At 72.3% G+C, this 24383-nt stretch carries 24 protein-coding genes; 9 read left to right on the top strand and 15 right to left on the bottom strand.

All coding sequences use genetic code 11. The features are described from left to right. Nucleotides 1–112: 112 nt before the first annotated feature. The 8 genes from AB0E98_RS32545 to AB0E98_RS32510 form a co-directional block, all read right to left on the bottom strand. Complete coding sequence (locus tag AB0E98_RS32545; RefSeq protein WP_361709813.1) at nt 113–1303, bottom strand: MFS transporter; 1191 nt, start codon at nt 1301–1303, stop codon at nt 113–115. Further along, nucleotides 1300–2319, bottom strand: coding sequence for an agmatine deiminase family protein (locus AB0E98_RS32540; RefSeq protein WP_361709811.1), 1020 nt, complete (start codon nt 2317–2319; stop codon nt 1300–1302). The genes AB0E98_RS32545 and AB0E98_RS32540 overlap by 4 nt, the downstream gene beginning before the upstream one ends. A 76-nt stretch (nt 2320–2395) precedes the next feature. Continuing rightward, nucleotides 2396–3262 carry an aminoacyl--tRNA ligase-related protein gene (locus AB0E98_RS32535; RefSeq protein WP_361709809.1) on the bottom strand — a complete coding sequence of 289 codons (867 nt, stop codon included), beginning with the start codon at nt 3260–3262 and terminating at the stop codon, nt 2396–2398. Next, nucleotides 3252–3509 (bottom strand): phosphopantetheine-binding protein, encoded by a 258-nt coding sequence (locus AB0E98_RS32530; protein WP_361709807.1) that lies wholly within the window; start codon nt 3507–3509, stop codon nt 3252–3254. The genes AB0E98_RS32535 and AB0E98_RS32530 overlap by 11 nt, the downstream gene beginning before the upstream one ends. Continuing rightward, nucleotides 3493–4380 (bottom strand): diiron oxygenase, encoded by an 888-nt coding sequence (locus AB0E98_RS32525; protein ID WP_361709805.1) that lies wholly within the window; start codon nt 4378–4380, stop codon nt 3493–3495. Before AB0E98_RS32525 ends, AB0E98_RS32530 begins: the two co-directional genes overlap by 17 nt. A 115-nt stretch (nt 4381–4495) precedes the next feature. Continuing rightward, a complete protein-coding gene (locus AB0E98_RS32520; protein ID WP_361709802.1) occupies nt 4496–5875 on the bottom strand; it encodes a condensation domain-containing protein in 1380 nt (459 codons plus the stop codon). Between the two features lie 140 nt (nt 5876–6015). After that, nucleotides 6016–6783, bottom strand: coding sequence for an antibiotic biosynthesis monooxygenase (locus AB0E98_RS32515; protein WP_361709799.1), 768 nt, complete (start codon nt 6781–6783; stop codon nt 6016–6018). Between the two features lie 132 nt (nt 6784–6915). Then, entirely contained in the window at nt 6916–7848 is a 933-nt protein-coding gene (locus AB0E98_RS32510) for a LysR family transcriptional regulator (RefSeq protein ID WP_361709798.1), read from the bottom strand. A gap of 86 nt (nt 7849–7934) precedes the next feature. Between AB0E98_RS32510 and AB0E98_RS32505 the strand changes: the two genes are divergently transcribed. Further along, the gene (locus AB0E98_RS32505) at nt 7935–9323 is read left to right on the top strand and encodes an MFS transporter (RefSeq protein WP_361709795.1); all 1389 of its coding nucleotides are present in this window, start codon (nt 7935–7937) and stop codon (nt 9321–9323) included. 25 nt (nt 9324–9348) lie between these two features. Here AB0E98_RS32505 and AB0E98_RS32500 read toward each other — a convergent pair whose 3' ends face one another. From AB0E98_RS32500 to AB0E98_RS32480, 5 genes are all read right to left on the bottom strand, one after another. Further along, complete coding sequence (locus AB0E98_RS32500) at nt 9349–10260, bottom strand: LysR family transcriptional regulator (RefSeq protein WP_361709792.1); 912 nt, start codon at nt 10258–10260, stop codon at nt 9349–9351. Between the two features lie 202 nt (nt 10261–10462). Further along, nucleotides 10463–11137: a type 1 glutamine amidotransferase domain-containing protein gene (locus AB0E98_RS32495; RefSeq protein ID WP_361709790.1), complete on the bottom strand. Its 675-nt coding sequence runs from the start codon at nt 11135–11137 to the stop codon at nt 10463–10465. A gap of 47 nt (nt 11138–11184) precedes the next feature. After that, nucleotides 11185–11913 (bottom strand): HAD family hydrolase, encoded by a 729-nt coding sequence (locus AB0E98_RS32490; protein ID WP_361709787.1) that lies wholly within the window; start codon nt 11911–11913, stop codon nt 11185–11187. Nucleotides 11914–12004: 91 nt separating this feature from the next. Beyond that, nucleotides 12005–12565, bottom strand: coding sequence for a DJ-1/PfpI family protein (locus AB0E98_RS32485; RefSeq protein WP_361709785.1), 561 nt, complete (start codon nt 12563–12565; stop codon nt 12005–12007). Nucleotides 12566–12588: 23 nt separating this feature from the next. Next, nucleotides 12589–13374, bottom strand: coding sequence for a hypothetical protein (locus tag AB0E98_RS32480; RefSeq protein WP_361709782.1), 786 nt, complete (start codon nt 13372–13374; stop codon nt 12589–12591). 291 nt (nt 13375–13665) lie between these two features. Between AB0E98_RS32480 and AB0E98_RS32475 the strand changes: the two genes are divergently transcribed. From AB0E98_RS32475 to AB0E98_RS32440, 8 genes are all read left to right on the top strand, one after another. Next, nucleotides 13666–14493: a DJ-1/PfpI family protein gene (locus AB0E98_RS32475; RefSeq protein WP_361709779.1), complete on the top strand. Its 828-nt coding sequence runs from the start codon at nt 13666–13668 to the stop codon at nt 14491–14493. Further along, nucleotides 14490–15728: a ferritin-like protein gene (locus tag AB0E98_RS32470; RefSeq protein ID WP_361709776.1), complete on the top strand. Its 1239-nt coding sequence runs from the start codon at nt 14490–14492 to the stop codon at nt 15726–15728. Before AB0E98_RS32475 ends, AB0E98_RS32470 begins: the two co-directional genes overlap by 4 nt. Nucleotides 15729–15742: 14 nt before the next feature. Next, on the top strand, nt 15743–16474 hold the full coding sequence (locus tag AB0E98_RS32465; RefSeq protein WP_361709773.1) for an SDR family NAD(P)-dependent oxidoreductase: 732 nt from the start codon (nt 15743–15745) through the stop codon (nt 16472–16474). A 134-nt stretch (nt 16475–16608) separates the two neighbouring features. Continuing rightward, a complete protein-coding gene (locus AB0E98_RS32460; RefSeq protein ID WP_361709770.1) occupies nt 16609–18642 on the top strand; it encodes a M6 family metalloprotease domain-containing protein in 2034 nt (677 codons plus the stop codon). Nucleotides 18643–18743: 101 nt separating this feature from the next. Next, nucleotides 18744–19799 carry a chitinase gene (locus AB0E98_RS32455; RefSeq protein WP_361709769.1) on the top strand — a complete coding sequence of 352 codons (1056 nt, stop codon included), beginning with the start codon at nt 18744–18746 and terminating at the stop codon, nt 19797–19799. A gap of 430 nt (nt 19800–20229) precedes the next feature. After that, nucleotides 20230–20976, top strand: a complete 747-nt coding sequence (gene uppS / locus AB0E98_RS32450; protein ID WP_311606933.1) for a polyprenyl diphosphate synthase — start codon at nt 20230–20232, stop codon at nt 20974–20976. A 46-nt stretch (nt 20977–21022) separates the two neighbouring features. After that, nucleotides 21023–21610, top strand: a complete 588-nt coding sequence (locus AB0E98_RS32445; RefSeq protein ID WP_361709766.1) for a GNAT family protein — start codon at nt 21023–21025, stop codon at nt 21608–21610. Nucleotides 21611–21619: 9 nt separating this feature from the next. After that, nucleotides 21620–22831: a cytochrome P450 gene (locus tag AB0E98_RS32440; protein WP_361709764.1), complete on the top strand. Its 1212-nt coding sequence runs from the start codon at nt 21620–21622 to the stop codon at nt 22829–22831. 45 nt (nt 22832–22876) lie between these two features. Here the strand turns inward: AB0E98_RS32440 and AB0E98_RS32435 are convergent, their stop codons facing one another. Together AB0E98_RS32435 and AB0E98_RS32430 are read right to left on the bottom strand one after the other, a co-directional pair. Beyond that, nucleotides 22877–23092 carry a ferredoxin gene (locus AB0E98_RS32435; RefSeq protein WP_361709761.1) on the bottom strand — a complete coding sequence of 72 codons (216 nt, stop codon included), beginning with the start codon at nt 23090–23092 and terminating at the stop codon, nt 22877–22879. A 5-nt stretch (nt 23093–23097) separates the two neighbouring features. After that, entirely contained in the window at nt 23098–24288 is a 1191-nt protein-coding gene (locus AB0E98_RS32430; protein WP_361709758.1) for a cytochrome P450, read from the bottom strand. Nucleotides 24289–24383 lie beyond the last annotated feature (95 nt).

The following is a 24383-nucleotide window of genomic DNA, read 5'->3' as shown; positions in this document are numbered from 1 at the left end:
TGAATCGGGTGAGCAGTGCCTGGCTCAGTAGCGCCAGCGCCGTGCAGTGCTGCGGGGGGCCCCCCCGGGGGGGCCCCCCCGGCGCCCGGGGGCCCCCCCCCCTCACGTGCCGTCAGCCCTCCGACGTCCGGCGGTGGGCGTCGTGCGCGGGAACGGCCCGGCTGCCCGCGGCGATCAGGAGCGCCGCCACGGTCATCAGCCCGATCCCGGTGCGCAGTGTGCTCGCCTCGGCGACGAACCCGATGACGACCGGGCCCACCAGCAGCCCCGAGTAGCCCATGGCCGACACCTGGGCGATGGCCGCGTCCGAGCGGCCCGGCGCGACCGTCCCGGCCAGCGACATCGTCAGCGGGACGACCACGCACACCGCCAGGCCAGTCAGCGCGAACCCCGCGATCGCGACCGACGCCGTCCCGGCGGTGACGACCACCAGGACGCCGACGGCCGTCGCCCCGCCCGCCGCCGCGAGCAGCGACCGGCCGCCGACCCGGACGCGCAGCCGGTCGCCGAACAGCCTGCCCGTGAGCGTCGCGAGCTCGAACGCCGGGTAGGCGAGCGCGGCGAGCGCCTCGGAGGTGTGGAGGTCGCCGTGGAGGAGCAGCCCGCTCCAGTCGGCGACCAGCCCCTCCAGCAGCAGGCCCAGGAAGGAGATCGCGCCGATCACATAGACGCTCGCGGGCAGGCTCCGCCGCGCCTCGGACGTCTCCTCCTCGGCCGGCTCGTCCAGATACGTCCTGCCCACCGCCAGCGCGACCGGCAGCGCGCACACCGCGACGGACACCACCGACACGGTGTACGAGACGTGGAGGGCGGCCAGCAGCGCCGCCAGCAGCCCTCCCGTCACCGCCCCGGTGCTCCACCCGGCGTGCAGACCGTTCATCAGCGGCCGGCCGGAGAGCCTTTCGACCAGACTGCCCTGGGCGTTCATCATGGTCTCGGCGACACCGGAGGTCATCCCGAAGCAGGCGGCCGCCGCGAGCAGCAGCGGATAGCCGGGGCTGAGGCCGAAGAGGCCCACCGCGACAGTGACCGCCGGGGCGCCGACGCGCAGCAGCGCCCGGTTGCCCAGGGCGGCGACGAGCCAGCGCACGCACTGCATCGTCACCGTGGCCGCGATGCCCCAGGTGAGGATGAGCACGCCGACCTTTCCGGCGTCCAGCCCCAGTTTGCCGGCGAGCCCCGGGAGGCGTGCCACCAGGATGCCGTTGACCACGCCGATCAGCGCGAAGGTGGCGAAGACCCCGACGTGGGCCCGGCGCAGGGTGTCCGGTGGTACGCGTATATCGCCGGCAGGGGTGCTCACGGCGCCCCCGCTTCCCGGCGCTGCGCGGGCAGTTGCAGCGTTATGCAGTGGATTCCGCCGTCGCCCAGGGCGAGGGCCCGGGCCGCCACCCCGACGACCTTGTGCTCCGGGAAGACGGCCGCGAGGGTGGCGAGGGCGTCCGCGTCCGCGTCGGTGCCGGCCAGGGGCACCACCACTCCGCCGTTGGCGATGTAGAAGTTCGTGTAGCTGACGCCCACGTCCTCGCCGTACGCGCGCACGGTCTGCCGGGGCGGCAGCTCGACGATGTCCAGGGGGCGCCCGTGCGCGTCGGTGGCAGCCTCCAGGACGGCGCGGTTGGCCTTGAGCCGCGCGTGGTCCGGCCCGGCGGGGTCGCCGGGGGCCTCGACGACGACCCGGCCCGGCCCCACGAACTGGCACACGTGGTCGACGTGCCCGTCGGTGTCCCCCTCCAAGTGGCCGTACGGCAACCAGATCACCTTGGTGACCCCGAGCAGATGCCCGAGCTCGGCCTCCATGTCGCGCCGGCCCAGCCGGGGGTTGCGGTTGGCGTTGAGCAAGCACTGCTCGGTGGTGACGAGGGTGCCCTCGCCGTCGACGGTGATCGCCCCGCCCTCCAGCACCGTCATGCTGCCCCGGCGCGGCACACCGAGTGCGCCGAGGAGCCGTTCGCCGGCCTTCTCGTCCTGGTCGTAGGGGAAGAACCGCTCGCCGAAGGAGTTGAACCGGAAGTCCACGCCGACCGGTTCGCCCGCCGGGCCGTGGACGAAGACCGGGCCGGAGGCCCTGAGCCAGGAGTCGTCCAGCGGGATCTCGACGGTGTCGATCTCCACGCCGCACAGCTCCCGCACCCGGCCGGCCCGGCCGGGCGGCACCACGACGGTGACGGGCTCGAACTCCGCGACGGCCCGGACCGTCGCCGCGTATTCGCGCTCGGTGCCCTCGAAACCCTCACCCCACAGCGACTCCCGGGTCGGCCACGCGATCAGGCAGGCCGCGTGCCGATGCCACTCCGCGGGCATCCGCAGTTGCGTCACAACACATCTCCTCAGTCAAAAGGACGGCCGGTGAGCCCGCCATGGAGGGGCTCACCGGCCGGGTACGTCCGCCTCGTCAGCCGGCCGTCACGGGAGCGAAGGACGTCACCGCCTCGTACGCCGCGTCCCAGTCGCCGTCGAAGCGGCCGGCGAGCACGTGCAGCCACCGTTCGACGCCGAAGGCCACGCACGAGGTGCTGGCCTGCACGCCGGACACCAGGATGTCGGCCCGTTCACCGAAGAAGTTGCGGTGGTAGTTCACCGACGCGATGGCGAGCCCGCCGCCGCTGACGAACTCCTCCTTGGTGGGGAAGAGCTTCTGCATCACGGCACGGGAGCCGTTGGCGTCGAAGAACGGGTCGGTGGCCGTCTCGGTCGCCAGCTTCAGCCCGAGGTGGTCGGCGAACCGCAGGATGAGCGACTTGTGGGTGTCCAGGTGTTCCTTGACGGTCTCCGGGTCGCCGATCGCGATGATCTCCCGCATGGTGAAGCCGTGCAGCCGGCGCAGCCCGGTGTACTCGTTCTCACGGCGGAAGCACTGCGCGATCGTCGTCAGCTTCACCGGCCGGTCCAGCCGGGCGCCCGCGAGGGCCACGTAGGCGTTGTAGCAGGCCGCCGACGGGAGCATCAGCCCGGCGTCGCCCAACCGGTCGGCGCTCAGCCGCTCGTCGCGGCCGACCGGGTGCCGGGGCAGCCCGCCGGTGTCCGAGGTGTCCACGGGCGCCGCGGCGAGCGCCAGGTGCGGGAAGTTGACGAAGTAGTCGAAGCGCGCCAGGTCGGAGACCCGGGTCAGCGGGGGATAGAGGACCTCGGCGGCCCCGGCCGCGGCGGCCCAGCCGGTGAAGACCGCGTCGAGGGCCGAGCGGAGCCGGACGGCGGTGGGGCCGAGGGTGACGAAGCCGTCGGCGACGTCGACCGGCGGGAACAGATGGTCACTGGGCATGTCCGGCACCGCCGATCAGCGCGTGGATGCGGTTGAGGGTCCGGAAGTTCTCCACGTCGATCGTGCCGGGATCGACGGGCGCACCCGTGACCTCCTCCAGCAGGACGAGGAACTCGACGAACGCCAGCGAATCGAGGATCCGCAGCTCGATGAGGTCCTGGTCCCAGTCGAAGGCGTCGGTGGCGTCGTTGGCCCTCCGGAGGAAGTCGACGACCTTCTCCATGGCCTCGTCACTTGCTGACGTCATTGCCGACCCCCCAAGCGGTCCGGAAAATCCCGGCTGCCACGAAGAACCTGTCGACGCGGGCCATCACCTTGCTGTGGAACGCCTCCCGCACCGGGTGCGCCATCGCCTTCCGGCGCGTCTCGAGCGCGTTCGGCATCCCGGAGTCGCGATAGGCGTGCGGGCTGTAGAGGCTGCGCACCGAGTACGTCATATAGGACTTGATGTAGTTCTCTATCTCCAGGCGTCGCTCGGGACCCGCCTGGTCCTGCTCGCAGGCCCGCGCGTAGAGGTGCTTGAGCAGCTGCTTGCCGAACGCCACGTGCCGGCTCTCGTCGTGGTGGTGCACGGCGTGGATCTCCCGCAGGATCCCGGGGATCTCGCCGGACTTGCCCAGCCGGCTGTTGAAGTAGTCGAAGATCTCTTCGAAGATCAGGATCCTGGCGAAGACCACGACGTCCTCCCAGGCGGGGCCGAAGCCCTCGCCGCGCACCGGGGAGTACGCCTCCGGGTAGATCCCGCCCGCGTAGCGGTAGCAGAACTCGGCGAAGAACCACATGTGTGCGTTCTCTTCGCCGATGAAGTGGTGGAGGTATTCGTTGTAGTCGGCGAAGTCCGGGGTGTGGATGCGCCGGGACACCCCGATCATCAGCTCGCGGATGCCGTGGACGTGCAGGCTGAAGAAGTTGACGGTCTCACGGCGGGCCAGCGCCTTGAGGATCCTCTCGTCCTCGACGAGGCCCGTGCCGTGCGTGGTGAGGTACTCGGGCGTCATCCACCAGGAGTCCTCGGGTACCTGATCCGGCCAGGAGAACCGGGTGTACGGGTTGTAGTGGTCGTGCCGCGACTTCTCGGAGAGCCGCGCGAGCATGGCGCCGGTACCGGCGTCGTTCATGGTGCACCTCTGACTGGCCGCCCGGAGGGCGGCGGAGGGTTCGCGATGGGTTGTCGTGCGTGGGGATTGCGTGCGGGATCGCGTGGGGGATTCGGAAAGCCGGTACGGCCGCGGTTCAGCCGCCGGCGGCGCGCACGCGGGCGGCCGCGGTGACCAGGGAGCTCTCCAGCGCCCGGAGGAAGCCCTCGGTGTCCGCCGGGGTGAAGTGCGCGGCGTCGCAGGTCAGGGAGAACTCCATGGCCTCCTGGTCGCCGTCGACGACCAGATAGAAGGGTTCTCGCTCGGTGACCGGGAGCCGGGTGAGCGTGGAGTCCTTCAGGAGGTCCAGGAGGTCCCGGGGGTCCGTTCCCGGAGCGAGGGGGACCGGTTCGGTCCGGCCGCGCTTGTCGTTGAAGCAGTGGAGGAGCTCCAGCGGGGCGCCGGGCCCGTCCCCGAGGCGGCCGAGCAGGGCGGTCAGCGCGTCGGTGGCGCAGCCCGCGTTGCGGTAGGCGCTGATCGACGCCCGCCACGAGCGCTTGATGGTCTCGAAGACGTCCGCGCCGGTGACGTCGACGGAGAAGTACGCCTCCTGCATCAGGGTCGCGACCATGTGCCGCAGGTCCCGGTCGAACCGCTGGGAGCTGGTGAGGAGGAGGTCCACGGTGCCGCTGCCGGTCGTCTCGCCGAGCAGCGCGGCCGCGCAGCCGAGGACGACCGACGTCGTGCTCATGCCCATGTGCCGGGCGATCACGCCGGTCGCGAGGTTCGCGGCGGGCGAGCGCAGGGCGGCCCGGTGGTGCCGGGGGCCGGTCGCGGGCGTGCCGAGTGCCGGCGGCAGGGACAGCAGCGGCCGGCCGCCGAAGGTCGCCTCGATGTGGCGCAGGGCGCGGGTGCCCTTGGCGACGCCCTCGGGTGACGCCTGCCGGTCCGCCAGGTCGGCCGGGCGCGTCGCGTCGTCGGCGAGTGGAGGTAATGTCCCGCCGTCGCGGAAGTAGGCGCGGACCTCCTGGAGCAGGGCGTCGAGCCCGAACCAGTCGACGGCCATGTGTGAGAAGGCGTAGACGGCCGCGCGGACGTCGCCGCCGGAGACGACCAGCCCGATCCGTACGGGGAGTTCGTCCGCGTACGAGAAGGGCCGGGAGCCGAAGTCCTCGCGGAACGCGGCGGTCAGCTCGGCGACGCCGGTCCCGGCGGTGTCCGGCTCACCCGTGCGTGCCACCGCGACGGGGACATCACCTTCGCGCAGCACCCGCTGGGAGACCCGTCCATGCCGGTCCCGGGGGAAGAGCGTGCGCAGTGCCTCGTGGCGCGAGACGAAGAAGGACACCGCGCGAAGACAGCGGAGTTCGTCGACGCGCGTGCCGTCCGGGACGTCGATGACGCCCACCACGTTGTAGACGTGGTCCTCGGGTGCCGCGCCCTCGATGAGGGACCAGATCTCCTGCTGGCTCCAGGTGAGCCCGGCCTCCACGCTCCGTGTGCCCGTGAAGGCCGCCTGTTTTCGTTCGGGACTCATCACGCCGTCGTTCCGCCCCCGTGTCGACCACCGCTTGTCATGAGCATCTCTGTCGGTTCAGAGGGTGATCATTATTGGGGAGCGGTACCGACGGCACAAGACTTCCCGCGCACTTGATCGTTGGGAGCAGAACGTCCGGTTCACTCCGGATAGCGCCCGGTGCGCACCCACTCCTCGATCGGCGGCCGGTCGCTCAGGCCGACGTACTCGACGCGCGCGCCCAGCAGATCGGGGGCGGTGATCACGGCGAACGGGGTGGCGCCCGGCCCGGAGCGGAAGTAGGCGTCCACGCCGACGCCCTGTTGCCGCAGCCGCTCCAGCCGGGCGTCCATGTCGGGCTCCCAGACGCCGTAGTAGAGGATCCTTCCGCAGTGGGCGGCCGAGATGATGCCGTCCCCGGCGGCTTGGATGAGCTCGTAGTAGGGCGCCCCCGTACGGGAGAACACGGCGGTCAGCTCCGCCGGGTGCGGCTCCGGGTCCTCCAGGTGGGGGATCCGGAAGACGTGCGGTTCGGTGAACTCGACGCCGAGCACGTCGGAGTGGAGCGCCACCGCCTTCTCCAGGTCGGGCACCACCATGCCCACGTGGAACAGGGAATCCGGTACGGAGTCCGGCACGGGCACCACGTTCCGGTACGTGGTGACCTTCGGGAATTCCGTCAGGCAGGCCAGCAACCGGGGCAGGAATTCCCGGAGATGACGCGACCCCTGGTGGGTCTCCAGCGCCGCCGCGTCACGGTACTCCTCGATGACAAGGCGGCGCAGCGGTGATTCCTCGGTGTGGACGTAGTCGAAACGCAGACAGCCCGGCTCGCTCTCGAGAATGGCGTCGCGCAATCCGGTCATCAGGGCGTCGAGTTCCTCTTCACGGCCCGGGACGACTCGCTGTTCAGCTATCACGGTGATCACGTGGTTTCCCCCTTGAACTCCGGTGGGAAACCGAGTGAAGCAGCGGCCCGGAAGCGCGGCAAATAAGGAGAGGCCGCGGGGGGTGCCGCCCGCTGAATATCCGCATATCCGCGGTCACCCGCCGCCGGCGGGTCAGGCGGAGCGCGCCACACCGGTGAGCGACGACCCCGCGGCCCAGGGCGCGTTGCGGCGGGCCAGGGCGACCAGGGCCTGGAGGGGGCGCTCGGCGGGGTCGAGCCCCGTGCGCCAGCGGGCCTCGATGCTGACCGGCTCCAGGCCGTGCCGGACGTCCAGCTCGACCAGCTCGCCCGTCTCCAGGTCCTGCCGGGCGGCGAGGTGGGGGAGGAGCGCGATGCCCCGGCCGTGGGCGGCGAGGCGGCGGAGGGCGGCGAGGGAGCCGGTGACCATGCCCAGACGGGCGCGCGGGGACAGGTCGCGGCCGAAGCGGTCGACGAGCATCTGCGAGGTGCAGCCCGCCTCGGCCACCAGGAACTCCTCCTCCAGCAGCTCCTCCGGGGCGAGCCCCCGGGTCCGGGCCAGCCGGTGCCCGGGCCCGGCGACCGCGACGGTCCGGTCGTGGCCGACCACACAGGACGGGCCGCCGCCCGGAGCCCCGTTGTCGAACAGGAAGACGAGGTCCAGCCGTCCGGCGGCCAGCTCCTCCTGGAGCACGGCCCGCCCCGCGACCTTCAGCCGCACCTCCGTCGCCCCGGTGCCCGGCCCGGCCGCCCCGCGCCCGAACGCCGCGAGGATGTCCGGCAGCCACTCCACCGCGAGGGACTCCAACGCCCCCAGCCGCAGCAGGGGCGCCCGGTCGCCGACGGCGCGCCGCATCCGATCCTCCAGCTCCAGCGCCTCCCGGGCGTACGGCAGCAGCAGCCGCCCCGCCTCGGTGAGGGTGGTGCCGGTCGGCGAGCGGCGCAGCACCTCCGCGTCCAGCTCCCGCTCCAGCCGCCGCAGCTGGACGCTGAGCGTGGACTGCGCGTAGCCGAGCGCGGCGGCCGCGGCCGAGATCCCGCCCGTGTCCACGACCGTCACAAAAGCCCTGAGATGGCGAGAGTCCATGGCCCCAGCATGCCATCGGGAAGTCCGATGGGGCCATCGAAGAACCGGCCTGGTCGGATGTCCCCGGGGCCGCGAGCCTTGGGGCCATGTCGACAACGAATGACAGAGCCGAGCAGATCCCCCGGGCGGCACCCGGGGCGAAGAACGGTGCGGCGCGCCCGGCGGGCCCGCGCCTGCTCTTCGCCGGGGTCGTCGCCGGCAACTTCCTCGTCCTCCTGGACACTTCGATCCTCAATGTGGCGCTGCCGGACGTACGGGATGACCTCGGCGCCCCGGCGGCGGCCCTGCCGTGGGCGGTCGACGCCTACACCGTCGTCTTCGCCGGGCTGCTGCTCGTCGCCGGCGTCGTCTCCGACCGCTTCGGGCCCCGGCGCGTCTACCGCGCGGCGCTCGTCGCCTTCGGGGCGATCTCGCTGCTCAGCGCCCTGGCCCCGAACGTGGGCACGCTGATCGCCGGACGGGCGCTGCTGGGCGTGGCCGCCGCCGGGCTGGTGCCCGCCTCGCTGGCGCTGCTGGCCCGGCTCCACCCCGACCCCAAGGAACGGATGCGGGCGGTGGGTTCCTGGGCGGCGCTCAGCAGCATCGGGCTGATCGCCGGGCCGGTCCTGGGCGGCCTGCTCGTGGACCTGGGCGGCTGGCGGCTGGTGTTCCTCGTCAACCCGCCGATCGCCTTCCTCGCCCTGCTGGCCGCCCGCCGGCTCAGCGGGGAGCGGCCCGAGTCCGCCGCCCGCCCCGACCGCGCCGGGATGCTGCTGTCGGTGCTCGCCCTGGGCTCGCTCGCCTACGGCCTGATCGCGGCGAACACGGACGGCTGGGGACGGCCGCTGCCGCTGGCGGCGCTGGGTGTGGCGGCGGTCGCCCTGGTCCTGCTGGCGCTCGCGGAACGGCGCGCCGAGGCCCCCGCCCTGCCGCCCGCGCTGACCGGCCTGCCCCGGGTCCGCGCCGACCTGGTGGCCGGAGGCATGGCGTCCTTCCTCTTCTACGGGCTGCTGTTCGCCCTCACCCAGTGGCTCGTCGACGAACGCGGGCTCTCGCCCCTGAGGACCGGGCTGGCGTTCCTGCCGATGACCCTGCCCATGTGCTTCATGCCGTACTTCACCGGCCGGATCGTCGCGCGCTGGGGCGCCCGGCCCGTGCTGTACGCGGGGCTGGGGCTGGACGCCGCCGCGGGCGCGGCCCTCGCCTTCTGCTCGCAGGACTCCCCGTTCGCCCTGATCACCGTCGCGCAGGTGCTGCTGGCCTTCGGCTCGACCCTGGCCATCCCGGGGGCCACGGCCGACATGGCGGCCGCCGCCCCCGCCCGGTACGCCGCCACCGGCCAGGGGGCGCTGAACGCCTGCCGGCAGGCGGGCGCCGCGCTGGGCGTCGCGGTGCTGGGCACCCAGGCCACCCTCCACGCCTCGGGCATCACCCTGGCCGTGGGTGCCGTCCTCGCGCTGGCCCTGGTGGCCGCGGCGCGCCCGGCGCCCGCGTGACCGCCGGGCGCGGCAAGGGCCGGGCTCAGCCCCACAGCGGCGCCTTCAGCAGCAACTGGCCGTGCACCAGCTGGACATGAGGCTGGTGCCGGCCGCCCGCGCGGGTGGTGAGATAGATGGTGTTGATCGGCGGGACCTCCGGCTCCAGCAGCGGCACCACCTCACCGCGCGCCAGCTCGTCCCCGCACAGATACGTGGGCAGGACGGAGATTCCGGCGGAGGCGCGGACGGCCGCCAGGGCGCCCCTCAGATCGGGCACCACCACGGCGGGCGCTGTCCCGGGCGTGGCGTCGAAGACGCTGCGCCAGTAGCGGCGCACGATGGGCAGCGATTCCGCGTAGGCGATGACCGGGTACTTCTCCAGTACGGCGGGGCCCTCCTCGCCCAGCCGGTCCAGCGGGATCTCGTCGCGCAGCCCGGGCGAGGCGAGCAGGACGAACTCCTCGTCGAAGAGGGCGATCGCCGAGAACGCCCGCGACCGCGGCCGCTTGGTGGACAGCACCAGGTCGAAACGGCCGTCCGACAGGTCCTGGAGCAGCGCGTCGGCCAGCCCGAACCCGCACCACAGCCGCACCCCGCTGCGTACGAGCTCGCCGACGGCCGGCAGGACTCGGGTGGTGAGCAGCTCGTTGGGCCCGCCGAGGAGGACGGGCCGGTCCGGCACCGCCCTGGAGCAGCTGGTGATCCGGTCGGTGACCAGCCCCAGGGTGTCGATGGGCGACTCCACCTCACGGATGAGGGTCTCGGCCGCCGGAGTGGGACGCGCCCCTTCCGGCATCCTCTCGAAGAGCTGTCTGCCGAGCTTCGTCTCCAGGGCCCGGATCTGCTGGGTGACCGCCGGCTGGGACAGCCCGAGCTCCCGCGCGGCCCGGGTGAACGAACCACGCCGGTATACGTAGACGAAAGTACGGAGCCACCCCAGCTGCATGGACTGCATCGGCCTGTCTCCCCCGTGATGACGCCGACAGTACGTTCGCTGTTCGCACATCTCGCTGTTCGCACATAAAGATGCTCGGCGGCGGTGAGGCGTTGCGGCGGACGCCGAGCTTGTGGGTACGGCATACGGAAGCACCAGCTCCCAGGGGAGCTGGTGCTTCGCGTTCGCGCGCGGTCCGGCCCGGGCGGTTCCGCGCCGTCGCTCAGGGCCGCAGGGCGGCCAGTGCGAGCCGGGCCACCTTGACGGCGGAGGCGGGGTTCTGCCCGGTCACCAGACGGCCGTCGGCGACGGCGTGCTCGGTGAAGTCCGGGGCCTTGGAGAACTTCGCGCCCCGCCGCGTCAGCGTGGTCTCCAGCGGGAACGGCACCACGTCGGTCAGCCCGACGGCCGCCTCCTCGTCGTCGGTGAACGACGAGACCTCTTTGCCCTCGACGAGGTGGGTCCCGTTGGAGAGCCGCAGGTCGACCAGCCCGGCCGGCCCGTGGCACACCGCGGCCACCACGCCGCCGCGCTCGTACACCCGGGCGCCGAGCGCGGCCAGGGCGGTGTCGTGGGGGAAGTCCCACATGGCGCCGTGCCCGCCGGCGTAGTAGAGGATGTCCACCGATCCGGCGTCCACCCGGTCCGCGGTGGGGGTCTCGCCCAGCGCGCGCCGCGTCGCGGGGTCGGCGAGGAAACCGGCGACGACGGTGTCGTCCGGCTTCACCCCGTCCCGGGGCGGGGCGCCGCCCAGCACCGAGACGAAGCCGATCTCGCAGCCCGCCTCCGCGAACACCCGGGCCGGATGGGCGACTTCCGGTACGTAGAAGCCCGTGGCGCGACCCGTGTCGCCCAGCCTCCCATGGCTGGTGAGGGCGAACAGAACCTTGACGGTCATGACAGTGCGTTTCCTCTCGCTCGCGTTCGAGATGGTGGCGGCGGGCGTCATGCCGAGAGCCCGGCCAGTTCCGGCAGATAGACGCGGGGCACCCGCCGCCGCAGCGACTTCCGTACGTCGTCGGCGGTGTGGTAGCCCCAGTAGGCCCACAGGGCGCGGGCACCGGTGTCCCGCACCTGGAGGGCGTTGCGCAGGTTGTCGTCGACGAACGTGGCGTGCTCGGGCCGCAGTCCGTCCTCGGCGACCAGCTCCAGCACCGCGGCGCGCTTGTCGGAGCACTCGCCCACCACCGACACCACGGCGCGGTCGAGGCCGTGGTGGGCGAGGATCTCCCACACTGACGCCTCGTCCTTCGCGGTGACGATGCCGGTGCGCCCCGCGTGCCGCTCCAGCAGGCCGCGGATCCCGGGGTACAGCCGGTGCATCCCCAGCCACTCGTCACGGTGCCGGCGGCGCAGCTCCGCCCGGAGCGCGGTGGCCCCCGCGACCAGCCGCTCCCGCCGGTCGGCCGGGATGTCGTCGAACAGGGCGGTGAACTCCTCCTGACCCCCGAGGTGTTCGCTGCGCGGGTCGAGGGCCACCATGAAGTGGTCCAGTAGCCGGGAGTGCCGGCGCACGGCCCGGAAGCGGTCGAGGAACGCCGGGGCGAGCCCGGCGGCCAGCTCGGCCGGGGACTTCGCGGCGGTGGCCGCGGCGCTGTCCCCGGCGTGGCGGGTGACGACCGCGCACTCCTCGAAGGCGTCGCAGACGACGCCGTCGAAGTCGAGTATCAGCATGGCTGTGCTCCTTCGTGGGCGCGCGGGGACGGGCGGGGGTTCTGGGACGGAACGGCTCGCCCGTCCCCGCGCCTGCGGTGGGCCCGCACGCTCAGGGCGCCACCGGCTCGGGGGTCGCCGTACGGTTCCGTACGGTCTGGAAGACGGCCTGCATAAAGCGGCCGACGTAGCCGTAGTAGGAGCAGGTGACGATGTGGCCGTCCACCACCACGTCGCCGTCCACGACATGGGCGCCCGCGTTGACGACATCGTCCCGTAGCCCGATGTAGGCGCACGCCTTGCGGCCCCTGAGCACCCCGGCGCTGACCATGATCCACGGGCCGTGGCAGAGCCCCGCGACGACCTTCCCCGCGGCGTCCATGCCCCGGACGAAGTCCAGCACCCGCGCGTCCTGGCGCACCCGGTCCGGGGCCTCGTGGCCGCCGGTGAGGATGACCGCGTCGTACCCGGCCACGTCCAGCTGGTCGAAGGAGACGAGCGGCTTGGCGGTCTTGTCCATGGGCAGCGGCACCCCGTACTTGCCGGTGACCTCGCCGCCGTCCCGGGTGGCGACGTCCGCGTGCCAGCCCTCCTCAAGAAGGCGGTAGTAGGTGTAGACGACGTCGTGGTCCTGGAATCCCGGACCGGTGACGATCACCGCGCGACGATTCATGACGGATCCTTTCTCCTGTTCGTTCATGCCGTGGTGGCGAGCGCGAGGCTCAGGTAGTACTCGTCGACGGCCGGCCGCCGGGTGTCGCCGCGGGCCGGCGCGAGGATGCCCAGCTCCCCGGTGACCACCCCGGTCAGCCCCAGCGGGATGTGGAAGAGGTCCTCCGGGCGGGGCCGGTAGAAGATGTCCATGCCCGCCCGGATCTCGAACCGGAAGCCGCCGCAGGGCGAGCGGTCGCGCATCCGGGCCTCGGGCAGATACGGCACCGGGCGGACGGGCAGCTCCGCCAGCTCCCGGTGCTCGGACTCGTAACCGCTGTTCTCCCGGCTGTATCCGTCGCGCAGCCGGATCAGGTCGAACTTGTTGCGGGGCGCCTCGACCTCGACGAGGAAGAGCGGGCCGGGCCCGAGCGAGCGCGTGGAGTGGAACGCCCCGCCGCCGATCCTCAGCAGGGTGCCGACGCCGACCGGATACTCCGCGGAGAGGGTCCTGGCGACGCCCTGCCCGCCCAGGCAGAGCAGATAGGTCAGCTTGCGCGGATGGACGTGCAGCGAGGTGGCGTGCCCCTCCTCGATCCGCAGATTCCATACGTCGAGGAAGTCGTCGACGAACACCCGGTATTCCAGGCCCCAAGGCTTGGGAATGATCTCGTTCAGATGCTCGTCCGCGTCCAGCCGCTCGTTTCCCACACGGCTTCCCTTGCGGACCACTTCACGGAGCACCGCGAAGTCGCGCGGGCCCGGATCGATCCGCACCACAAGGTTTTCCGCGACGTCGACGGGTATGACGTCATTACTCGGTACGGGCATTGTCCCCCCTCTTGCGTGCAATCCCCGCGGCCGCCGGGAAACCGTCCCCGAACCCCCTCGTCCGGCGGGCCGACGCACTGACGCTATACCGTCCGGGAAGGCGGGCCAAATAGCTCTCCATGCACCCCCGATAAGGAATCCTTTCGTCCGGAATCCTCGATGCGGATTGCGTCATTTCCTCTTATGGACGGCCCCGGTTCCGTTATTTGCCGGGGCGCCCGGGGCGCTGATTCACTCTCCTGCGTTCACCACGCTCAGTGCCGCGCGAACGAATCCGAGGGGGAAATCGTCATGACGACGGGGACACGGGAGACGGCGGAGGAAGTACGTCCGGGCACGGGCGGCGGTGTCGTCCGCTCCATCGCGGTGCTCGGTTACGAGAAGTGCAGCGAGCAGGACACCATCACCCCGCTGGAGATCTTCAAGGGCGCCGCGATGGTGACCTCCGGCGGCATCGCGCCCTGGCAGCGCGAGGCCGCGCCCCGGGAGCTGGACGTCCGCCTGGTGGGGCTGACGCCGGGAGTGGTGACCATGCAGATGGGCACCCAGGTGGTCGCGGACTCGGTCCTCGACCCGGACGAGCTCTTCGACATCCTGTACGTGCCCGGCGGCGTCGGATCCGGGGAGCTCACCTCCGACGAGCGGGTGCTGAAACTGATCCGCCGTCACCACGAGGCGGGCCGGGTCGTGGCCGCCAACTGCTCCGGCGTGGGCGTGCTCGCCCGCGCCGGCGTCCTGGACGACTCGCCCGTCACCTGCGTCGCCGCCGTGGCCCGCGGACTGCGGGCCGAGGGCTTCAACGTGCCGGCCGGCCGCCGGATGTGGATCGGCAACCCCGGCACCGGTATCTGGACGTCCACCGGCTCCTACGGGGTGCACGGCGGCGCCGTCGCCATGGTGGCGCACTACCTGGGCCGGGAGACCGGGACGATCGTGTCGATGATGTTCGACACCCTCAGCGGGCTGGGCGACGTCATCTTCGAGGAGGTCGGCCCGGAGTTCTACCAGCACCCCGACCTCGAACAGTCCTTCCAGGACTACTTCCAGGACATGCTGCTGCCCCGCGTCGCCGAGGAGCCGTCCGCCGGCGCGACGGCCGGCCGCGAGGGACGCCGGTGAGCCCGCGCTCGGTCGTCACCGCCGCCGGACCGCCCGCGGCCGCCGTACGTACCGGGCCCGGCATCCGCACCACGCCCCCGGCCCTGCGCGACCTGGACTGGCTCCGGGGAGCCCTCCAGACCGCGGTGGCCCTCGAACACGCCACCATGCCGCTGTACTCGGCCGCCATGTACTCGCTGGAGGTGCAGAACTACCCCTCCTACAACACCATCCGCAGCGTCCTGATGGAGGAGATGGTCCACATGGCCATCGCCGCCAACATGCTCGCCGCGCTGGGCGGTTCACCGGACATCAAGGGCCTTGGGCCCCGCTACCCGGCGCCGGGCGGTGGCCTGCCCGGCGGTGTGATGCCGGACCTCACCCCGGTCCTCGCCCGGCTCTCCACCCGCCAGCTGGACGACTTCCTGCGGATCGAGGCCCCCGCCCGTCTCCTCTCCGAACGCGAACGGCGCTCCGCCTACCCCACCATCGGCCACTTCTACGACGTCCTGCGCCAGGCCGTCACCGCCAACGCCGACCGGGTGCGCCGGGCCGTACGGGCCGGCGCACCGGCCAACCAGGTCGGCGGCAACCTCGGCTACCCCACCTTCGACCCGGACGACCCCGCCGACCCGGTCGAGCGGTTCCTCCACGGCATCGACATCATCACCCACCAGGGAGAGGGCGAGCACGAGCACACCATCGAGGCGGGCGGCGTCTATCAGCACGAGGGCTCGCACTACGCCCGGTTCGCCGAGCTCCGCCACCGGCGCCGCTACCGCGCCCCCGACCCGGCGCGGCCGCTCACCCGGGACACCGAGGCGGACTTCTTCCGAGGCGAGGAGATCCCCTGGCCGGTCGTCATCAACACCCTCGCCGTCCCGGCCGACGGCTACGCGGCCGTGCTCGCCGAGGACCCGGACGGCCCGGCCGCGGCCAAGGAACTGGACGCCTTCGACGCCGCGTACACCGCGATGATGACGGCCCTGGACCGCACCTGGAACGGCCCCGCCGAGACCTGGTGGCCCGCCCTGGGCGCGGCGGTGGAGCGGATGAACGACATGCGGGTGCTGTCCTGCTTCAACGTCATGCGACAGCCGGTCCCGGAAGCGGTGGTGGAGCGGCTGGAGATCCTCTACCCACGGGAGTACAAGCTGCTGGCGGACCGCACCGATCTCACCCGGCCGGTGTTCTACGGGCCCAGGTTTCAGAACAACGCCGCCCGTAACAACTCTGCCATTTTGCACATGAGTTGAGTGAGAATACGGCCATGACGGACACCACCGTACCGAACGGGCCCGAGGGCCCCGTCACGCTGATCACCGGAGGCTCGACCGGCATCGGCGCCGCCACCGTGCTCCGGCTGCTCAAGGCCGGCCACCGGGTCGCGGCCACCGGCCGGGACGCCGACAGGCTCGCCGCGCTCACCGGGCGGGCGGCCGCCGGGGACCGCCTGCTCACCCTGCCCGGCGACGCCGGCGACCACGAGGCCGTCGCCTCGGCGGTCGCGGCGACGGCCGAGCGGTTCGGCAGACTCGACCACGCCGTCGCCAACGCCGGGTTCTCCACCCACGACACCGTCGCCGACGGCGACCCGGCAGGCTGGCGCGACATGGTGCTCGCCAACGTCCTGGGCCCGGCGCTGCTGGTGAACGCCGCCCTGCCGGCCCTGCGCGAGACCCGAGGGCGGATCGTCCTCATCGGCAGCGTCGCCGGGGTGAAGAACACCCCGGGCAATATGTACTCCGTCACCAAATGGGCCGTGCACGCCCTCGCGGAGAACACCCGGATGCAGGTCACCGCGGACGGCGTCGGCGTCAGCCTGATCGCCCCCGGCAGGGTCGAGACGCCCTTCTGGGACAGCCGCCCCGACGGCACCCGTCCGCCCGGCCCGGCCCTCTCCGCCGAGTCGGTCGCCGAATGCGTCGCCTGGGTGCTGTCCCAGCCCGAGGGGACGGACGTCAACCAGGTCCTGGTGCGGCCACTGGGCCAGCCCAACTGACCCGGGCACGCCGGGAGCCACGTAGGCGCTCTGGCGTCACTCCTCCCTCCGCCCTACTTTGACGGCGATGGGCACATCCCATCGAACGGCTTGCCATCTCCTCGTCCGAGGACGTCAGACAAGAGGTAAGTCCCGTGTTCCCTCGCCGTAGCCACAACCGCCGCACCCGGCGCTTACGGCGCCTGGGCATCGTCGCCGCGCTCCTCGGTGCCCTGGCCGTCGTGGCCCCCGGAGCCGCCCGGGCGACCCCCGACGCCACCGCCCGGGCGAGAACGCCCCTCGTCCAGCCGGTCGACCCGCAGCACTGGCGCAACCCCGACGACATGACCTGGGCCGAATACCGCCCCGTCCCCGGCACCGACTGGGCGGACCCCGACGTCAGACCCACCCGGCGCACCTTCAAGGGCGCCCTCGTCCTCCTCGACTACCCCGACGAGGAGTTCGCCGTCACCCGGCCCGCCGGGTCGAACGTCTTCGGCAACCCCCAGCCCACCGCCACCGGCATCCCGCGCGACCGGGTCCCCCGCTTCTACCAGGACTTCCTGAACAAACCCGGGGCGCTCAACCACGGCCACACCATCAACGAGTACTGGATGGAGGACTCCGGCGGCCGCCTCGGCGTCGACCTCACGGCCTTCGGCGTCTACCGCATGCCCGGCAAGTCCCACGAGTACGGCATCGACCCCGGCATGAACCCCGGTGCCTGCCCCAGAAGCGACACCTGCGGCAAGGACATCCGCGCCGACGGCAGGAACGCCTGGATCACCGACGTCGGCGCCGACAAGGCGGACGGGTTCGACTTCGTCTTCTACCTCGGCGCCGGCGAGGACGAGTCCGCCACCTGGCAGGAGTTCGGCCAGATGAAATTCACCGGGCCCGGCGACGTCCCGCCCGCCTGGGGACCGCCGTCGCCCGTCCCCGGCGGGGGCAACGCCGCCCGGACCCGCTATGTGCCCTGGACGTCCTGGCAGGCGGCCGCCCGCATGTGGCCCAACGCCGAGAACGGCTCCTCCACCCAGGCCGAGAGCTCCGGCATGGCCACCTACGCCCATGAACTCAGCCACATCCTGGGCATCGGCGACAACTACAACAACCCCTACGGCACCCCGCTGAGCCGCGCCTACACCGGCATCTGGGGCATGCTCTCCCGGGGCACCTTCAACGGCCCCGGCGGACCGCACACCCGCTGGAGGATACCCGCGACCGGCGGCGGCTCGATGGGCGCCCAGCACGTCCTGCGCGACAAGCTCAAGCTCGGCATCGTCGACGAGAAGAACGTGCTGCGCCTCGACCGCGACGCCCTCAAGGACTCCGGCCCCGTCGTCGCCCGCGTCACCGCGCGCTCCGCGCCGCCCGGCGACAAGGGGCTCACAGGCGTCAACATCACCATGCGCCGCGATCTGTCCCCGTCCTGCGACCGCGCCACCGACCCGCTGTGCGACGGCGGCGGTTACGACAACTACACCGTCGAGGTCGTCGACCGCATGGGCATGGACTCCTTCACCCCCGACAGCGGCGTGCTCCTGAGCAAGACCAAGAACGCCGACCGCGCGCCCTTCGCCTGGGTGGTCGACGCCCACCCCGAGGACATCGGCCTGGTGGACTTCACCCGCCCCGACGGCACCCAGCAGAAGATCACCATGGGGGACTACCGCCAGCTCAGCGACGCCCTCTTCCACGCGGGCGCCGACTCGGGCAGCTCCTACGAGTACGTCGACCGGGCCAACCGGCTGCACTTCTACATCGTCGACGTCCGGCGCGGCGCCACCGGCGTGCTGTCCTACACCGTGGGCGTCAGGTCCCTGGACGGCGCCGGGACGGCCCGGACGCGCGGCGTGGCCCTCGGCCGGGGCGCGCCGAAGGGCAGGCCGGCCGGCGGCCGGGCGCTGTGCACGTTCACCCTGGCCAACACCGGCCGGGCCGCGCCCCAGGACGACCCGTACCGCGCCTCCGACATCTACCGGCTCTCCGCCACGGCCTCCGGGCGCGGCTGGTCCGCCTGGCTCCCCAACCGTCTGGCCACCGCGGCACCCGGCGCCCGGGTCCCCGTCGACGTCGCCGTGAGCGCGGCGGCGGGCGCCGACCGGAACGGCAAGGTCACCCTGACCGCGCGCTCGGAGAGCGACCCGAACAGAACGGCCACGGCCACATGCTCGCTCAAGAAGTAGGAGACTTGGTCCAGACCTATTGACGTCGGTCGTGGGCTCTCCTACCGTGCGGTCGACCCCACCGCACCAGTCTCCAGGCCCCCACAGCCCCGGAGGTGGACATGCCGCGCGCACTGTTCCGGAGAGCCCTGCCGCTGGTCGCCTGCACGGCCCTGGCCTTCGTGCCGCACACGCCGGTCGCGGCCGGCGTCACGCGCGAAGACACCTGCGCGGTCAAGCCGAGACCCGCGGGGAAGGTGCTCCAGGGATACTGGGAGAACTGGGACGGCGCCGCCAACGGCGTCCATCCGCCCTTCGGCTGGACCCCCGTCGACGACCCCCGTATCCCCGCCCACGGCTACAACGTGCTCAACGCGGCGTTCCCCGTCATCCGCCCGGACGGCACCGCCCTCTGGGAGGACGGGATGGACGCGACCGTCAAGGTCCCCACCCCGGACGGGATGTGCCGGGCCAAGGCGGCCGGGCAGACGGTCCTGCTGTCCATCGGCGGCGCGGCGGCGGGCATCGACCTGAGCTCCGCCGCCGTCGCCGACCGGTTCGTCGAGACGATCGTCCCCCTTCTCAAGGCGTACAACTTCGACGGCATCGACATAGACATCGAGACCGGTCTCGTCGGCAGCGGGGACATCAGCCGGCTCTCACCCTCCCAGACCAATCTGATCCGCATCATCGACGGCGTGCTCGCCCGGATGCCCCAGGGCTTCGGCCTCACCATGGCGCCGGAGACGGCCTACGTCACCGGAGGTAGCGTCACCTACGGCTCGATCTGGGGCGCGTACCTGCCGATCGTGAAGAAGTACGCGGACGACGGCCGTCTCTGGTGGCTGAACATGCAGTACTACAACGGCAGTATGTACGGCTGTTCCGGCGACTCCTACTCCGCCGGGACGGTCGAGGGGTTCACCACCCAGACCGACTGCCTGAACAGCGGACTCGTCGTCCAGGGCACCACGGTCAGGGTCCCGTACGACAAGCAGGTCCCGGGGCTCCCGGCCCAGCCGGGCGCGGGCGGCGGCCATATGTCCCCCGGCCTCGTGGCCCGCGCGTGGAACACCTACGGCGGCGCCCTGAAGGGCCTGATGACCTGGTCGGTCAACTGGGACGGGGCACGGAACTGGACCTTCGGCGACAACGTCAAGGCCCTCCAGGGGCGTTGATACGCGACCCGGGAACGGGCCGGCACCTGCCTCCGGCGAGCCGCCTACGGAATATGCCGCCCGCCTTGTGGCCGAAGGTGTCGTAGCTCCGTAGCCCGGGCGAACAAAGTTGCCGAGGTTGAGTCAGCCGCCTCACGGAAAGTGTGTGACCGTGGCTCACGTTCATCACCATCGCGGCGGCCGGCCGATTCCGGCGTACGAGGCGCGGAGCGCGGGCGCGCGGAGCGAGAAGCCCGGGGTTCCCCGTCGCCGGTTGTAGCTGTGCGCCGCTGAGGCGCGTGAGCCCCCCGTGAGGGTGATTGCTCTCCGGGGCTCAGAGGTGTGAGGTGTGACGGTCCCCGGTCCACCACCGAGACAGGCCCTGCGTACGTTCCCGGCACCCGGGCGGCATCCGCCGGCGGAGCCCGGGTGAGCGGCAAGGAGGCACCGCATGTCAGGAGTGGTCAGTACGACCCCCGCCGTGGCCCGGCCGGCCACGGCCCGGCCGATACCCCAGCACGTGGGCATCATCATGGACGGCAACCGGCGCTGGGCGCGGGCCCGGGGGCTCGACCCCGTCGAGGGCTACCGGGAGGGCGCGCGCCGGCTCGGCGAGGTGTGCGAATGGGCCGAGCAGGCCGGGCTCACCGCGCTGACCTTATGGGGGCTGTCGACCGACAACCTGAAGCGGTCCGACCAGGAACTGTCCGGCCTGCTCCCGCTGATCGGCGAGACCATCGAGGAACTGGCCGCCCTCCGGCGCTGGCCCGTCAACCCCATCGGCGACCTCATGGCCCTGCCGGGCCATCTGCGCGCCGCCATGGAACGGGCCCGCGACGCCAGCCACCGGGCACCCGGCATGACCGTGAACGTCGCGGTCGCCTACGACGGCCGCCGGGAGATCGCCCACGCCGTACGCCAGATCCTGTGCGCCGGCACGATACCGCCGGCCGACGCCGACGACCCGGCGGGCAACTGGCAGCACCTGATCGCAGAACACCTCTACACCCGCAACCAGCCCGACCCCGACCTGATCATCCGGACCTCGGGGGAGCAGCGGCTCTCCGGCTTCCTGCTCTGGCAGACAGCCGCCTCCGAGTTCTACTTCTGCGACGTCCCTTGGCCTTCCTTCACCCGTGACGAATTCGACCTGGCCCTGGACTCGTACGCGTCGCGGCACCGGCGCTACGGCTTGTGAACACCCCGCCCGGCACCGGCGAAGGGAGATCGACTACAACACAGGGATGACCTTTGCGACACCGTCCCTCGCCCCGACGACCCTCTCCGCGAAGGGCCTGCTCCTGCGGCCCTTCCGGGAGAGCGACGAGCCCGCCGTCGCCGAAGCGCTGCGCGACGCGGACATCCTCCGCTGGGCGGCCGGCTCCGCCACCGTCCGGGCGCCCGTCCACGAGCGCGCGGCCGTGTGGCTGCGGCTGCGCATGGCCGGGTGGGCGGCCGGGGACGCCTACTTCGCCATCACCGACGAGGCGACGGGAGAGTTCCACGGGGCGCTGGGTGTCCGTGAGATCAACCGGCTTCCGGACCAGGCGGTCGTCGGCTACTGGGTCACGCCGCGCTCCCGGGGCCGGGGCGCGGCCCGGACCGCCCTCGACACGGCGGCCGGCTGGGCGCTGGCCGCCCCTGAGGACGGCGGGCTCGGCGTCCACCGGATCTCGCTCGACCACGTGCGGTCCAACGTCGCCTCGTGCCGGGTGGCGGTCGCCGCCGGCTTCCGCCCGGAGGGGGTGATGCGGGATGCCTTCAAGGAACCCTCCGGGCGGCGCCACGACGCCCATCTGCACGCCCGGCTGGCGACCGACCGCCCCGAGTAGCATCCGCACATGGATGCGAGCGCCGATTTCGACCCCTGGTCCCCCCGGTTCGTCGCCGACCCCTACCCCGGATTCGAAAGACTGCGCGCGGCGGGGCGCGCGCACTGGTTCGAGCCCAGCCGGCAGTGGCTGGTGCCCCATCACGCCGACGTCTCGGCGCTGCTCCGCGACCGGCGGCTGGGACGCACCTATCTCCACCGGTTCACCCACGAGGAGTTCGGGCGGACGCCGCCGCCCCCCGAGCACGAGCCCTTCCACACCCTCAACGACCAGGGCCTGCTGGACCTGGAACCACCCGACCACACCAGGATCCGGCGCCTGGTGTCGCAGGCCTTCACCCCGCGCACGGTCGAACGGCTCGCGCCGGTCGTCCGGCGGCTGGCCCGCGAACTGGTCGACGGCCTCCTCGCCGAGGGCGGCGGCGATCTGATGGCGACGCTGGCCGAGCCCCTGCCGGTGGCCGTCATCGCCGAGATGCTGGGGATCCCCGCCGCCGACCGGGGGCTGCTGCGCCCCTGGTCGGCGGACATCTGCGGGATGTACGAGCTGAACCCCGGCGAGGAGACGGCGCGGCGCGCGGTAAGGGCCTCGGCCGAGTTCTCCGCGTACTTGCGGGAACTGATCGCCGCCCGCCGCGCCGACCCAGGCGACGACCTGATCAGCGCGCTGATCGTCGCCCATGACGAGGGGGACCGGCTGACGGAGCAGGAGATGGTCTCCACCTGTGTCCTGCTCCTCAACGCCGGTCACGAGGCCACCGTCAACACCACCGGCAACGGCTGGTGGACCCTCTTCCGCCACCCGGAGCAACTCGCGGCCCTGCGCGCCGACCACGGGCTGCTGCCGGGGGCGATCGAGGAGCTGATGCGCTACGACACACCGCTCCAGCTCTTCGAGCGCTGGGTGCTCGACGACATCGAGATCGGCGGCACGGTCGTCCCGCGCGGCAGCGAGGTCGCCCTGCTCCTGGGCTCCGCCAACCACGACCCGGCCCGGTTCCCCGAGCCGGACCGGCTGGACCTCACCCGCGCCGACAACCCCCACCTCACCTTCGGCGCGGGCATCCACTACTGCCTGGGCGCGCCGCTCGCCCGGCTCGAACTCGCGGCGTCCTTCGGCGAGCTGCTGCGGCGAGCACCGGACCTGCGGCTCGTGGCGGAGCCCGAGTGGAGACCGGGCTTCGTCATCCGGGGGATCCGGGAGCTGCTCGTCGAGTGCTGACGCCCCCGGCCGGCGGAGGGGCCCGGCGCGGGTCCGGCGCCGGGCTCAGTCGCGGGGGCCGATCACCCGTCCGTCCTCGACGACGGTGATGGCCCTCGCCGGGCAGGAGTCGGCCGCGTCGAGGAGCTCCTCGTCCGGCCCGCACTCCCCGTCCGGCCCGTGCGACCGCTCGCCGTCCATCGTGAACCGCTCCGGCGCCAGGGCCGTGCAGATCCCCGAGCCCATGCACCGGACGCGGTTCACCGTCACCCGCCAGGCCATCGCCCTCACCACCCCACCGGCATCGAACGCGGCCCCCGGACCAGCATCTCCGTCTTCCAGCCGATCTCCCCGGCGACATGGACGCCGGGCAGCCGCAGGGCCAGGGCCCGCAGCGCCTCCTGGAGCTCCAGACGGGCCAGGGGCGCGCCCAGGCAGTGGTGGACGCCATGGCCGAAGCCCAGGTGCTGATTGCCCTCCCGGCCCAGGTCGAGGCTGTCGGGGGAGTCGAACCGCCGCGCGTCGCGGTTGGCGGAGCCCACGGCCACCAGGACCGGCTCGCCCGCCCGCACCAGCGTGCCGCCCACCTCGACGTCCTCGGTGGCGTACCGGGCGAAGCCCGCGGCCATGCCCAGGGGGACGAAGCGCATCAGCTCCTCCACCGCGGCGGGGACCCGCTCCGGGTCCTCGCCCAGCCGCGCCAGCTCACCGGGGTGCTCCAGGAGCGTCAGCAGGAAGTTGGGGATCTGGGTGGCGGTGGTCTCGTGGCCGGCGACGAGGATGCCCACGCACAGGTCGACCAGCTCCAGTTCGGAGAGCCGGCCGGTGCCGTCCCGCGCCTCGATGAGCGCCGTCATCAGGTCGTCGGCGGGCCGGGCGCGGTGCCCGGCGACCAGCCCGGCCATATAGGCCCGCAGCTCGTCCCGGCTCGCCTCCCACTCCTCGGCGGTGAGCGAACTGGTGGAGAGCGCGTCGTCGCTCCACTTGCGGAAGAGCGGCCGGTCCTCCTCGGGCACGCCGAGCATCCGGCAGATCACGGCGACCGGGAGCGGCAGCGCGAAGCACTCCACCAGGTCGGCGGGCGGGCCCGCCGCGACCATGTCGTCCAGCAGACTCTCGGCCAGCGACCGGATGGCAGGCCGCAGCCGTTCCACCCGCTGCACGGTGAACGCCTTGGTCACCAGGGTGCGCAGCCGGGTGTGGTCGGGCGGGTCCATGGACAGGAGGCCGGCGTCGCTCCGGCCCGCCGACTGGCGGGGCGCGTCGTGCTCCTGGGCCGCGGCCCGGCTGAACCGGCGGTCGCCCAGGACGAGCCGGGCGTCCGCGTACCGGGTCGCGAGCCAGGCCGGTTCACCGTAGGGCAACCGCACCCGCAGCAGCCCCTCGCCGTGCCGTGCCCGCTCGTACGCCGTGGACAGGGCGAGGTCCTCGGCGTTGTTGAAGGGATAGACGACAGGTTCGTCGTGGGAGGTGGACATGAGACCCCTCTTCGCGATGTAAGCATCTGCTTACAAAAACGTAGGGCGGGGTGGGTAGCGCGTCAACGGTGCCTTCGGCCAGGGTTGTCGGACCC

It is taken from the genome of Streptomyces sp. NPDC037389 (assembly GCF_040636475.1).
In the GTDB taxonomy this organism is placed as follows: Bacteria; Actinomycetota; Actinomycetes; order Streptomycetales; family Streptomycetaceae; genus Streptomyces; species Streptomyces hesseae.
The sequence above is the reverse complement of the archived record's forward strand: the minus strand, read 5'-3'. Positions and strand labels throughout refer to the sequence as shown.

What these genes read in the sequence shown, in the direction of transcription:
- AB0E98_RS32525 (WP_361709805.1), bottom strand. Translation starts at nt 4,380, where the DNA reads ATGAACGACGCCGGTACCGGCGCCATGCTCGCGCGGCTCTCCGAGAAG.
- AB0E98_RS32505 (WP_361709795.1), top strand. Translation starts at nt 7,935, where the DNA reads ATGTCGACAACGAATGACAGAGCCGAGCAGATCCCCCGGGCGGCACCC.
- AB0E98_RS32440 (WP_361709764.1), top strand. Translation starts at nt 21,620, where the DNA reads ATGGATGCGAGCGCCGATTTCGACCCCTGGTCCCCCCGGTTCGTCGCC.
- AB0E98_RS32465 (WP_361709773.1), top strand. Translation starts at nt 15,743, where the DNA reads ATGACGGACACCACCGTACCGAACGGGCCCGAGGGCCCCGTCACGCTG.
- AB0E98_RS32455 (WP_361709769.1), top strand. Translation starts at nt 18,744, where the DNA reads ATGCCGCGCGCACTGTTCCGGAGAGCCCTGCCGCTGGTCGCCTGCACG.
- AB0E98_RS32475 (WP_361709779.1), top strand. Translation starts at nt 13,666, where the DNA reads ATGACGACGGGGACACGGGAGACGGCGGAGGAAGTACGTCCGGGCACG.
- AB0E98_RS32490 (WP_361709787.1), bottom strand. Translation starts at nt 11,913, where the DNA reads ATGCTGATACTCGACTTCGACGGCGTCGTCTGCGACGCCTTCGAGGAG.
- uppS (WP_311606933.1), top strand. Translation starts at nt 20,230, where the DNA reads ATGTCAGGAGTGGTCAGTACGACCCCCGCCGTGGCCCGGCCGGCCACG.
- AB0E98_RS32485 (WP_361709785.1), bottom strand. Translation starts at nt 12,565, where the DNA reads ATGAATCGTCGCGCGGTGATCGTCACCGGTCCGGGATTCCAGGACCAC.
- AB0E98_RS32495 (WP_361709790.1), bottom strand. Translation starts at nt 11,137, where the DNA reads ATGACCGTCAAGGTTCTGTTCGCCCTCACCAGCCATGGGAGGCTGGGC.
- AB0E98_RS32520 (WP_361709802.1), bottom strand. Translation starts at nt 5,875, where the DNA reads ATGAGTCCCGAACGAAAACAGGCGGCCTTCACGGGCACACGGAGCGTG.
- AB0E98_RS32445 (WP_361709766.1), top strand. Translation starts at nt 21,023, where the DNA reads ATGACCTTTGCGACACCGTCCCTCGCCCCGACGACCCTCTCCGCGAAG.
- AB0E98_RS32430 (WP_361709758.1), bottom strand. Translation starts at nt 24,288, where the DNA reads ATGTCCACCTCCCACGACGAACCTGTCGTCTATCCCTTCAACAACGCC.
- AB0E98_RS32480 (WP_361709782.1), bottom strand. Translation starts at nt 13,374, where the DNA reads ATGCCCGTACCGAGTAATGACGTCATACCCGTCGACGTCGCGGAAAAC.
- AB0E98_RS32510 (WP_361709798.1), bottom strand. Translation starts at nt 7,848, where the DNA reads ATGGACTCTCGCCATCTCAGGGCTTTTGTGACGGTCGTGGACACGGGC.
- AB0E98_RS32535 (WP_361709809.1), bottom strand. Translation starts at nt 3,262, where the DNA reads ATGCCCAGTGACCATCTGTTCCCGCCGGTCGACGTCGCCGACGGCTTC.
- AB0E98_RS32435 (WP_361709761.1), bottom strand. Translation starts at nt 23,092, where the DNA reads ATGGCCTGGCGGGTGACGGTGAACCGCGTCCGGTGCATGGGCTCGGGG.
- AB0E98_RS32500 (WP_361709792.1), bottom strand. Translation starts at nt 10,260, where the DNA reads ATGCAGTCCATGCAGCTGGGGTGGCTCCGTACTTTCGTCTACGTATAC.
- AB0E98_RS32530 (WP_361709807.1), bottom strand. Translation starts at nt 3,509, where the DNA reads ATGACGTCAGCAAGTGACGAGGCCATGGAGAAGGTCGTCGACTTCCTC.